5 protein-coding genes are annotated in these 7,109 nt (G+C 68.1%); 3 read left to right on the top strand and 2 right to left on the bottom strand.

Annotation, left to right across the window (positions count from 1 at the left end):
• Positions 1-52: 52 nt before the first annotated feature.
• Together ACN6LD_RS19345 and ACN6LD_RS19340 are read right to left on the bottom strand one after the other, a co-directional pair.
• On the bottom strand, positions 53-2,110 hold the full coding sequence (locus tag ACN6LD_RS19345) for an RICIN domain-containing protein (protein ID WP_445043836.1): 2,058 nt from the start codon (positions 2,108-2,110) through the stop codon (positions 53-55).
• A 211-nt stretch (positions 2,111-2,321) separates the two neighbouring features.
• Positions 2,322-3,386 (bottom strand): LacI family DNA-binding transcriptional regulator, encoded by a 1,065-nt coding sequence (locus ACN6LD_RS19340; RefSeq protein ID WP_445043835.1) that lies wholly within the window; start codon positions 3,384-3,386, stop codon positions 2,322-2,324.
• Between the two features lie 522 nt (positions 3,387-3,908).
• Here ACN6LD_RS19340 and ACN6LD_RS19335 point away from each other — a divergent pair.
• From ACN6LD_RS19335 to ACN6LD_RS19325, 3 genes are read left to right on the top strand one after another with little or no spacing between them, the layout of a single operon-like run.
• A complete protein-coding gene (locus ACN6LD_RS19335; RefSeq protein WP_445043834.1) occupies positions 3,909-5,192 on the top strand; it encodes an ABC transporter substrate-binding protein in 1,284 nt (427 codons plus the stop codon).
• A gap of 38 nt (positions 5,193-5,230) precedes the next feature.
• On the top strand, positions 5,231-6,211 hold the full coding sequence (locus ACN6LD_RS19330) for a carbohydrate ABC transporter permease (protein ID WP_319189939.1): 981 nt from the start codon (positions 5,231-5,233) through the stop codon (positions 6,209-6,211).
• Positions 6,208-7,098 carry a carbohydrate ABC transporter permease gene (locus ACN6LD_RS19325; protein WP_445043833.1) on the top strand — a complete coding sequence of 297 codons (891 nt, stop codon included), beginning with the start codon at positions 6,208-6,210 and terminating at the stop codon, positions 7,096-7,098. Before ACN6LD_RS19330 ends, ACN6LD_RS19325 begins: the two co-directional genes overlap by 4 nt.
• The last annotated feature ends 11 nt before the right edge of the window (positions 7,099-7,109 follow it).

Here is a 7,109-nt window from a genome sequence, read left to right as displayed (position 1 = left end):
GCGGGGACCGCTTCGTCGGCCCCCCCCGCGCCCGGTCGTGACCCCATGGGAGTCAGTTGATACGGACGATTTTCCAGAGCTGGTCGTCGACGCTGACGTTGTTCCACTGCACAACGGCTGCGCCGTTGGCGGTGGAGGACTGTGCGACGCCGGCGACGAGGGCGCTGTTCACGTTGCGGAGTCTGTAGTAGCCGTTGCCGGCGTCGGTGAGGGTCCACTTCTGCGAGTCGGCGGCGGAGGGGGTGTTCTGGACGACGACGGCTCCTGCAGCGGTGGAGCTGTTACGGATGTCCAGATTCAGGCTGCTGTTGACGCCCCTGACGGTCCAGACTCCGCTGCCTGCGGACTGGAAGGTGAACAGCTGACAGGCGCAGGCGGAGTTCTGCCACTGGTCGACGGCCGTGTTGGTGGCGGTGGAGGCGTTGGGGATGTCGAGGTACTTGCCGCTGTTCTTGTTGACGAGTACGTACTGGCCGGTGCCGAGGGGCGGCAGGTCCGTCTGGGTGAGGTTCCAGCGCTGGCAGGCGCAGGCGGTGCTGTCCCACTGCCCTGCGGCGGTGCCTGCGGTGGTGGACGCGTCGGGGATCTCCAGGTACTTGCCGGTCAGCCGGTTCATGAGGGAGAAGTCGCCCACGGGGTTCGGGGCGACCGCCCACTCGTGGTCGACGGTGCCGTTGTCGTCCCACTGGAGGATCTTGGCGCCGTTGGCGGTGGACTGGTTCTGCACGCCCAGGACCTTGCCGCTCGCCACGTTGAGGATCTTGAAGTAGCCGGAGGGCTGCTGCAGGAACCTCCACTTCTGGTCGCCGGCGTTGTCGACGTTCTGCTGGGTGGCGAAGGCGCCGTTGGCGGTGGAGCCGCCCGCGATGGTCAGCATCAGGCCGCTGCCCGCGTTGGAGGCGGTGTAGGTGGCGCCGTCGGAGATGCCGCCGCCGAGGTCGATCGTGCTGTAGGTGACGGGGTTGGCGAGGTTGCCGCCGCCGCGGCCGCCGCTGAGTATCAGCAGGCTGTGTCCGTCGGAGAGGGGGGTCATGCCGCGGCTGTACCCGCCGGCCACGTTGGCGTTGATGCGCGTCCAGGTGTTCGCGGCGCCGTTCTGCCTGTTGACGAACAGGTCGTCGGCGCTGTTGGCGCTGACGGCGAGGGTGCCGGCCGGGCCTCCGGTGGGGAGCCAGGTGACGTAGGGAGCGCTCTGGGGCACCACGCCGTCCGTCGTGCGCAGGGGGATGCCGGTGGCGGAGCCGAAGGCCTCGGGGTCGGAGGAGGTCTTGTAGTAGACGGAGAAGTTGCCTTCGGGGGCGCCGCCGTACTCGTACGTCATGACGTAGTTGCCGTTCGGCAGCTTCGCGACGGTCGGCATGCCGGGACGGTTGCTGTAGGTGGGCATCGCCACGTCGTCGACGACGGGGCCCCAGGTGCGGGCGTCCGTGGAGACCTGGTGCACGACCTTCTGGCCGTGGGCGGGGTCGCGCTGGTCGGAGTAGTAGACGATGAGCTTGCCGCCGGACACCAGGAAGAAAGGCTCCCAGACGGGGGTGTTCCCGTTGGTGTCGAAGGCGGCGCCGCCGGTGGCGATGTCGCTGACGAACGTCCAGGTCTGTCCGCGGTCCGTGCTGGCGTAGACATCGAGCTTGATGGCCGAGCGGTCCGAGGGAACGGAGGCGCCGGCGGCCAGGACGGTGCCCGCAGGGAAGCCGCCCACCGCCGTGGGCAGTTCGAACAGCTCGGGCTCCCAGCGCATGCCCCAGCCGTTCTGGGTGTCGGCGACGTCGGAGAGCTTGCTCCAGGAGTTGCCGTCGTCCGTGCTGCGGTAGATCGGGAAGACGGGCGTGCCGGAGGTGTACTGCTCGAACGTGGCGAGCAGGGTGCCGTCGGCGGATCCGTTGTGCTGGAGGCGTACCGCTCGCGGGTACAGCGAACCGGGCGAAGGCGCACCCGAGGGCGGCGTGTACATCGTCTGCGAGGGACGGGACAGGGCCTGCGCCCGGTCCGCGGCGGGCAGCACAACCGTCGCCGCGGCGACGACCAGCGCCAGGATCAGGAACAGGACGGTGGCGGAGCGGGAACGCTGAGCGGTGCCGGGTCTGACGACCGACGGAGCAGGGGACATGGTGCGGCTCCCGGAACAGGGAAGGGATGGTGGGTTCGGCGCCCGCCGCCCCGGGGGAGTCCGGTGGAGGCGGCGAGCCCGCAGGCCGCGGCCGCAGTGCGGGAAGACGTCGGCGGCGCGGCGACGGGGATCGGCCGGTCTCATGGTGAGACGGCCGGCGAACGGCACAGCGGTGCCCGGGCGTGCGGGTGTTCTCCCGGCCGGGGTTCTTTCAGACGGTGCGCTGCTCCGTCTTGTCCTGGTGGGACGGCGGAGGCGCGGTCGAGCCGCGGACGACGAGCTGGACCGGTGGGTCGCTCGCCCGGGGCAGGTCGGCGTCGGGCTTCTCGATCGCGTGCACGAGCAGGCGGATGCCTTCCCGGGACGCCGCCTCGAAGGGCTGAACCACGGTGGTCAGGGGAGGGGAGACGTAGGCGAAGACCGGATTGCCGTCGAAACCGACGACACTGATGTCCTCGGGCACGCGCCGTCCTGCGTCCCGCAGGGCGTGGATGAGGCCGATGGCCATCTCGTCGCCCGCGGCGAACACCGCGGTCACCGAGGGGTCCGAGGCCAGGGCGCAGCCCGCCGCGTATCCGGAGGCGGGCGACCAGTCACCGTTGAGCAGCGGCGGCTCGTGCGCGCCCCGTGCGGCCAGCGCCGCCCGCCATCCCTCTATACGGTCCTTGGTGGCGTACCACCGGCGTGGACCGGCGAGGTGGTGAACAGTCGGATGCCCCAGATCCAGCAGATGCTCCGTCGCCGCCCGCGCCAACGCGTGGGCGGCCACGCCCATGGTCACCGTCCGGGCGGCCGAGAACGCCGGCGGCGCCCCCAGGAAGAGGACCGGCACGTCGACGCGCACGCCGACGTCTCCTTCCACGATGGGCTCGGAGACGACGACGCCGTCCACTCCTTGCTCCAGCAGTGACTCCACGGCGCCGGCGATGCCCACCGGGTCGCCGTTCGGCGTGTTGACCACCCGGAGCGCGTACCCGGCGTCACGCACGGCCCGTTCGACGTGCAGGAAGAGGGAAGCAGTGCCGTACCCGACGGTTCCGAGGGCCACCACGCCGATCGAGCCGCTGCGCCCGGAGGCCAGCGTGCGGGCCGCCTGGTTGAGCCGGTAGCCGAGTTCTTCAGCGGCTGCGAGGACCTTCCGGCGCGCTGTGTCGGAGACGTAGGGCTCGTTGTTGAGCACACGGGAGACCGTCTTGCGCGACACCCCGGCCAGGCGGGCCACGTCCGCGCTGCGCGGCGCGGCGGAGCCCTCGTTCTCGCCCATCGCTGGTGCCATGAAGTCTCTCCCGACGGTCCACATCTGCATCGAACGAGGTCAACCGTATGACCACGCGGTCTGACCGCGTGGTCATGTCTACGTAGCCGTAAGGCGTACGTCAAGGGTCCGTGCGGCATCGATTTCGACGCAGCCCAACGGATTCGGGGGAGTGCGGTCGTTCGACGCGAGGGGGTGCACCGGTCGGTACTGCCCTTCCGTGGGATGAACAGGTGCAGGTCAGGCGCTATGCGATCACGTGCTGCCGTGCGTACGGCAGGGGCCTTCGCTCCCGTTCGACGGCAATGCGCCGGACGTCCAGCCGCGTGCGGTCGGCTGTGTTTCCGGGATGGGAGGGGCTTGACAGCGACTCCTCGGAGCATTCACTCTCCTCGCAGCCGCCGGTCGCATTTGTTCGATCGTGTTGAGTCTGGGGTCGCTTGGACGACCACTTCACCGTCATACCCCTCGGGTCGACCCGTCGCCTCGGGCTCGGTCACCCTGTCAGGAGCCGAAATGCACTCTTCATCCCTCGGTCGCCCTATGCCTTCTCCCGGCCGTCGCGCCGTCCTGCGCGGCGTCGCCGGCGCCGCGGTCCTGGGCGCGGGCATACCCCTGCTCAGCGCCTGCGGAGGCAGCGGCACCGCCGCCGATCCGAAGACGGTCACCCTCGGCTCCAACGCCTCCGACGCCGTCCCGAAGAAGGCGTTCGCCGAGATCTACGCGGCGTTCACGAAGCAGTCCGGCATTGCCGTCGACGTGAACACCAAGGACCACAACACGTTCCAGGAGCAGATCAACTCCTATCTCCAGGGCACCCCGGACGACGTGTTCAACTGGTTCGCCGGCTACCGGATGCAGTTCTTCGCGTCCAAGAAGCTCGCCTCGCCGATCGACGACGTGTGGGACAAGATCGGGGGCAACTTCCCCGACGCGATGAAGGCGCTCAGCAAGGGCGAGGACGGCAAGTACTACTTCGTGCCGATCTCCACGTCCATCTGGGGGGTCTTCTACCGCAAGAGCGTGTTCCGGCAGCACGGCTACACCGTCCCCACCACCTGGGACCAACTGATCGCCCTGTGCAAGCAGATGAAGAAGGACGGTCTGGTCCCGATCGCCTTCGGCGACAAGGACGCCTGGCCGGCGATGGGCACCTTCGACCAGATCAACTTCCGCACCAACGGCTACGACTTCCACGTCGAGCTGATGGCGGGCAAGGCCTCCTGGACCGACGCCAAGGTCCGCACCGCCTTCGACCACTGGGCCGAGCTCCTGCCCTACCACCAGGACGGCGCCGTCGGCCGCACCTGGCAGGACGCCGCCCAGACCCTCATCTCCAAAAAGGCGGGCATGTACCTGTTCGGCAGCTTCGTGGCACAGCAGTTCACGAACAAGGCCGATCTGGACGACCTCGACTTCTTCGCGTTCCCGCAGATCGATCCCGCGTACGGCCAGGACACCGTCGAGGCTCCCACCGACGGCTTCATGCTCTCCAAGGCCCCGAAGAACAAGGCCGCCGCGCAAAAGCTCCTGGAGTTCCTGGGCAGCCCGGAAGCCGAACAGATCTACCTCAAGTCCGACCCGAGTCTGGTCGCCGCCTCCTCCAAGGCCGACACCTCCTCGTACAGCGCGCTGCAGCAGAAGGCGTACGCGATGATCAGCGGCGCCAAGCACCTGACGCAGTTCATGGACCGCGACAGCCGACCGGACTTCACCTCGACGGTGATGCAGCCCGCGCTGCAGAAGTTCGTCCGCGACCCCAAGGGCGTCGACGGACTGCTGACGTCGATCGAACGCCAGAAGAAGACGATCTTCGCCTCCGGCTGAGACCCACCCTCCTTCTGAAGCGGATGAGCACCGACACCATGAGCTCCGAAACGACCACGAAGACCCCGGAGGCGGCCGCCGTGCCGCCTCCGGGCACCGCATCCCCGAAGAAGCGGGCCGTACAGGGCCATCGACGCCTGCTGACCCGCCGCGACCGGCTCACCCTCGGCCTGATGGCCGGCGTGCCGACGATCCTGCACGTCGCCCTGGTCTGGGTCACCGCCCTCGCCTCGATCGCCCTGGCCTTCACCACCTGGGACGGCATCGGCTTCGACACCATCAAGTGGGTCGGCCTGGACAACTTCCGGGAACTGTTCACCAACAACCCGCAGTTCTGGCCCGCCGTCGAGCACAACGTCGTCTGGTTCGTCGTGCTCATCCTGATCCCCACCCCGTTCGGGCTCTTCCTGGCCGTCCAGCTGGACAAGAAGATCAGGTTCAGCCGGGTCTACCAGACGGCGTTCTTCCTGCCGGTCGTGGTCTCCATGGCCGTCATCGGCTTCGTCTGGCAGCTGGTCTACAACCCCGACACCGGCCTGATCAACAGCCTCATCGGCGCGAACCAGCCAGGTCACTACATCGACTGGATCGGCGACCCGGACCTCAACCTGTGGGCCGTCCTCATCGCGGCGTCCTGGCGGCACGCCGGCTACATGATGATCCTCTACCTCGCCGGACTGAAGGGCGTCGACCCCGCGCTGCGGGAGGCGTCCGCACTGGACGGCGCGAACGAGTGGCAGACGTTCAAGAACGTCGTCTTCCCCACCCTGCGCCCCACCAACACCGTCGTCCTCGTCGTGACGATCATCGAAGCGCTGCGCGCATTCGACCTGGTCTTCGTCTTCAACAAGGGCGCCCAGGGCACCGAACTGCTCTCGATCCTGGTCACCGACAACATCATCGGCGAGTCCAGCCGGATCGGCTACGGCTCCGCGATCGCCGTCGTCCTCCTGGTGATCTCCCTCGTGGTGATCATCCCCTATCTGATCTCGACCTTCCGGAAGGAGCGGAGCGCATGAGCACCGTGAGCGCCGCACCCGGCCGTCAGCGCACCCCCGTCCGCCCCGCCCGGGTCCTGCTGCACACGTTCCTGATCGTCACGGCCCTGGCCTGGCTGGCCCCGTTGCTGTGGGCCCTGTTCGCGGCGCTGCGCCCATACTCGGAGACCAGCGCCAAGGGCTATGTGTCCTGGCCCGACGAACTCGGCTTCGACAACTTCACCGACGCCTTCCAACAGTCCGACATGCTGCACTACTTCGGGAACACGCTGCTGGTGGCCGTCCCGGCGGTGCTGCTGACCCTGTTCCTCTCCTCCTGCGTCGCCTTCTACGTCAGCCGCTTCGACTTCCGGGTCAACCTCTTCCTGCTCCTGGTGTTCACGGCCGGCAACCTGCTCCCGCAGCAGGTGATCATCACCCCGCTGTACCGCATGTACCTGCTGGTCGACCTGCCCGGTATCACGATGAGCGGCAAGCTCTACGACTCCGCGCTCGGCCTGGTCCTCGTCCACGTCGCCTTCCAGTCCGGTTTCTGCGCCTTCGTGCTGAGCAACTACATGCGCTCGCTGCCCCACGAGCTCACCGAGGCCGCCCTCGTCGACGGCGCCTCCGTGTGGCGGCTGTACTGGCAGATCGTCCTGCCGCTGTGCCGCCCGGCCATGGCCGCCCTGGCGACCCTGCTGTCCATCTGGATCTACAACGACTTCTTCTGGGCGATCGTGCTGATCTCCACCGGCGAGAACATGCCGATCACCTCCGCGCTGAACAACCTCTCCGGCCAGTACTTCACCGACCCCAACCTGGTCGCCGCCGGCGCCCTGCTCACCGCGATCCCCACCCTGCTCGTGTACTTCGTGCTCCAGCGCCAGTTCGTCAGCGGACTCACGCTGGGCGCCAACAAGGGCTGACGCACCCTCAC

The sequence above is a fragment of the Streptomyces sp. SAS_272 genome (assembly GCF_052543235.1).
Note: the sequence above shows the minus strand (reverse complement) of the source record. Positions and strands in the feature narration are given on the sequence as shown.

Coding starts and splice junctions, on each gene's coding strand:
- ACN6LD_RS19330 (WP_319189939.1), top strand. CDS start 5,231: ATGAGCTCCGAAACGACCACGAAGACCCCGGAGGCGGCCGCCGTGCCG.
- ACN6LD_RS19345 (WP_445043836.1), bottom strand. CDS start 2,110: ATGTCCCCTGCTCCGTCGGTCGTCAGACCCGGCACCGCTCAGCGTTCC.
- ACN6LD_RS19335 (WP_445043834.1), top strand. CDS start 3,909: ATGCCTTCTCCCGGCCGTCGCGCCGTCCTGCGCGGCGTCGCCGGCGCC.
- ACN6LD_RS19340 (WP_445043835.1), bottom strand. CDS start 3,386: ATGGCACCAGCGATGGGCGAGAACGAGGGCTCCGCCGCGCCGCGCAGC.
- ACN6LD_RS19325 (WP_445043833.1), top strand. CDS start 6,208: ATGAGCACCGTGAGCGCCGCACCCGGCCGTCAGCGCACCCCCGTCCGC.